Origin of the sequence: Pseudomonas sp. MD195_PC81_125 (assembly GCF_014060985.1) — a bacterium.
In the GTDB taxonomy this organism is placed as follows: domain Bacteria; phylum Pseudomonadota; class Gammaproteobacteria; order Pseudomonadales; family Pseudomonadaceae; genus Aquipseudomonas; species Aquipseudomonas parakoreensis.
This window is the reverse complement of the sequence record NZ_JABULD010000315.1, coordinates 1-3,324: the sequence shown is the minus strand read 5'-3', so window position 1 is coordinate 3,324 and position 3,324 is coordinate 1. Positions and strand designations below refer to the sequence as shown.

General features: G+C 62.3%; 1 protein-coding gene and 1 pseudogene. Both read right to left on the bottom strand.

The window, feature by feature from the left end; genetic code table 11:
- Window positions 1–64: 64 nt before the first annotated feature.
- Window positions 65–1,403 (bottom strand): annotated as a pseudogene (gene dbpA, locus HT737_RS13265) (ATP-dependent RNA helicase DbpA).
- Window positions 1,404–1,755: 352 nt separating this feature from the next.
- A complete protein-coding gene (gene mdtD, locus HT737_RS13260) occupies window positions 1,756–3,195 on the bottom strand; it encodes a multidrug transporter subunit MdtD (protein ID WP_182402807.1) in 1,440 nt (479 codons plus the stop codon).
- Window positions 3,196–3,324 lie beyond the last annotated feature (129 nt).

Here is a 3,324-nt window from a genome sequence, read left to right as displayed (position 1 = left end):
CTCTTTAAAAACAAAAGTCAAAAGATCGCAGCCTGCGGCAGCTCCTACAGGGCAGGCGTTGTTCTTACAAGACCCGTACGCGCAGCGAACGGCCCTTGATCTTGCCATTGTTCAAGCGCTGCAGCGCCTGCATGACCACGGTGCGTTCAACCGCCACATATGACTGGAAGTCAAAGATCGCGATCTTGCCGACCTGGGCACCCGGGATGCCGGCGTCACCGGTCAGGGCGCCGAGGATGTCGCCCGGACGAACCTTGTCCTTGCGCCCGCCGGCGATGCACAGCGTGCTCATCGGTGGCTGCAGCGGGGCGCCGCCCTGGGACTTGAGGTTATCGACCTGATCCCAGTTCAACGGGGCTTTCTGCAACTGTTCGATGGCTTGCGCACGATGCGCTTCGGACGGTGCGACGAGGCTGACCGCGATGCCTTTTTTCGCCAGCGCGACCGGTACGGCCAACGCGGTGAATGTGGATTTCCGAGTCGCGGGCCAGCTCGACGTTGATCACCATGTCCAGCGCATCGATGTCCAGACCACGGGCGGCCACGTCGGTGGCGACCAGGACCGACGTGCTGCGGTTGGCGAACATTGCCAGCACCTGATCGCGGTCACGCTGTTCCAGATCGCCGTGCAGGCCGACGGCAGAAATGCCTTTGGCGGTCAGGTGGTCGACGGTTTCCTGCACTTGCTGCTTGGTGAAGCAGAACGCCACGCAGGAGGCCGGGCGGAAGTGGTGCAGGACTTTGGTCACTGCGCTCATGCGCTCTTCCGGGGAAATCTCGTAGAAGCGCTGCTCGATCTGCGTGTCGTCGTGGAACGCTTCGGCTTTCACCGTTTGCGGATCACGCATGAATTTCGACGCCAGTTGCTTGATGCCCACCGGGTACGTGGCGGAGAACAGCAGGGTCTGACGACGCGACGGGGTCTGCTCGATGATGTCTTCGATCGCGTCGTAGAAACCCATGTCGAGCATGCGGTCGGCTTCGTCGAGGATCAGCGTGTTCAGGCCATCGAGGACCAGCGAACCCTTGCGCAGATGCTGCTGGATACGTCCCGGGGTGCCGACGATGATGTGTGCGCCATGCTCCAGCGAAGCGATCTGCGGGCCAAACGACACGCCGCCGCACAGGGTCAGGACCTTGATGTTGTCTTCGGCACGGGCCAGGCGCCGGACTTCCTTGGCGACCTGGTCGGCCAGCTCACGGGTCGGGCAGATCACCAGCGCCTGGCAACCGAAGTAACGCGGGTTGATCGGGTTGAGCAGGCCGATGCCGAACGCGGCGGTCTTGCCGCTGCCGGTCTTGGCCTGGGCGATCAGGTCCATCCCCTTGAGGATCACCGGCAAGCTCTGCGCCTGGATCGGCGTCATCTGGGCATAACCGAGGGATTCGAGGTTAGCCAGCATGGCGGCGGACAGCGGCAGAGTATTAAAAGCGGTGGCGATGGTGGTCACGGGACTGGCCTGCAAAACAAAATGTCGCGCAGTGTAGCAGCCCCGTGCCACTTTCCTCGAAAGTTCTGGACGAACAGTGCCTGAATCCCAAGGCGAGGTGGTTTAACTGTGGTGAGGGGATTTAACTGTGGTGAGGGGATTTATCTGTGGTGAGGGGATTTATCCCCGATGGGGTGCGCAGCACCCCTGGATAGGTTGAATGCGATCAACCTGAAGTAATGAGGGGGCAGATTCTGGGGCTGCTGCGCAACCCATCGGGGATAAATCCCCTCACCACAAAAGCCTCCACCAGACATGACACTGTTCAGTGTTCGATGTGCTCATCCGGATGTTCATCCGGGCGTTTGCCCCGGCGGCCGTCCTCTTTCGACAGTTGCGAGAAAATCGTCGCCGCCAGCATTGCCATCACTCCGACGGTCACAAACGTTAGCTGGAACGCCCCCAGCACGGTCTCGACGCCGTCGTTGCCGATTTCCGCCGTGAAGCCGCCCAGCAAGGCGCCGGCACAGGCCACGCCCAGGCTCAGCGACAACTGCGCCACCACCGACAGCAAGCTGTTGCCGCTGCTGGCGCTGGCGTCGTCGAGGTCGATCAGCGTCACGGTGTTCATCGCGGTGAATTGCAGCGAGTTGATCGCGCCGAGAACCGCCAGCAGGCACAGCAGCAGCCAGTACGGCGTCTGCTCGCTGACCAGACCCATGCTCGCCAGCATGATCCCCAGCGCGAGGGTGTTGCCGGTGAGCACGATGCGATAGCCGAGGCGTTCGATCAGTGGTCGCGCCATCCACTTGGCAAACATCGCCGCAGCGGCCAGCGGCAGCATGCTCATCCCCGCTTGCGACGGCGAATAACCCAGCGCCACTTGCAGCAGCAACGGCACCAGAAACGGCAGGGCGCCGCTGCCCAGGCGGGCGAACAGGTTGCCGATGATTCCAACCGCGAAGGTTCGGGTCTTGAACAACGATGGGGCGAACAGCGGATTTTCCACACGCCCGGCGCGCAGCCAGTACGCCGCCAGGCAGGCCAGACCGCCGAACAGCAGCAACATCACCCGCAGGTGCGGCAAGTGCAGTTCGCCCAGACCTTCCATGGCGATGGTGATCAGGATCATTGCGGCGCCGAACAGCAGGAAACCGAGGCTGTCGAAGCGCGTGCGTTCGCTGCCGCGCAGGTCGGGAATGAACTTCCACACCGCGTAGCAGCCGATGGCGCCGACCGGCAGGTTGATCAGGAAGATCCAGTGCCACGTCAGGTATTGCACCATCCAGCCGCCCATGGTCGGACCGATCAACGGGCCGAGCAGGCCGGGAATGGTGATGAAACCCATGATCCGCACCAGTTCCGAACGCGGATAGGCACGCAGCACCACCAGCCGTCCGACCGGCAACATCAATGCGCCGCCCAGGCCCTGGATTACCCGTGCGCCAACCAGCATGCTCAGGCTGCTCGATAACGCACAGAGCAGCGAGCCAATGCTGAACAGCAGGATCGCTCCGAAGAAGATTTTCTTGGTGCCGAAGCGGTCGGCGATCCAGCCCGAGGCCGGAATCAGCAAGGCCACGGTGAGCATGTAGGCGATGACCACGCCTTGCATGCGCAACGGGTCTTCGGCCAGATCCCGGGCCATGGCCGGCAGGGCGGTGTTGAGGATGGTCCCGTCGAGGGACTGCATGAAGAACGCAATGGCGACGACCCACGGCAACCAGCGGGCGGTGATGGCGTCGAGAGGCGGGCGAGTGGGCATGGAACCTCTTGTGGTTGGAGTTAATGCATATCCATTGTCGAGCGCGGTCAGTGTGGGAGCGAGCCTGCTCGCGAAGAGGCCATTTCATTCAACATTGATGTCGATTGATCTACCGCTTTCGCGAGCAGG

Excerpts from the sequence above, each read along its gene's own strand:
- mdtD (WP_182402807.1), bottom strand. The coding sequence starts at position 3,195 with ATGCCCACTCGCCCGCCTCTCGACGCCATCACCGCCCGCTGGTTGCCG.